The sequence below is a fragment of the Citrobacter sp. TBCS-14 genome, from assembly GCF_005280805.1.
Lineage (GTDB): Bacteria > Pseudomonadota > Gammaproteobacteria > Enterobacterales > Enterobacteriaceae > Citrobacter > Citrobacter gillenii.
This window is the reverse complement of the sequence record NZ_SZWM01000375.1, coordinates 1-206: the sequence shown is the minus strand read 5'-3', so window position 1 is coordinate 206 and position 206 is coordinate 1. Positions and strand designations below refer to the sequence as shown.

Sequence of the window (206 nt, the reverse complement as noted above, 5' to 3'; positions counted from 1 at the left end):
GACTTTGCAGGACAGCGCGCTGGAAGGTTCGAACGTAGATATCGTTAACGAAATGGTGGCGATGATCAATGTACAGCGCGCCTATGAGATGAACGCCAAAATGGTCTCTGCGGCAGACGATATGCTGCAGTTTATTAGTCAGACACTGTAACTCAAGAATGTGAAATGCCGGAAGCATGCTTATCCGGCCTACGAGTTACACCCCT

1 protein-coding gene is annotated in these 206 nt (G+C 49.0%); it reads left to right on the top strand.

The annotated features are described in order from the left end of the window. Window positions 1-151 (top strand): flagellar basal body rod C-terminal domain-containing protein (locus FDX22_RS15600; protein ID WP_304571769.1); only part of this gene is annotated, 151 nt, incomplete at its 5' end. Between the last annotated feature and the right edge of the window lie 55 nt (window positions 152-206).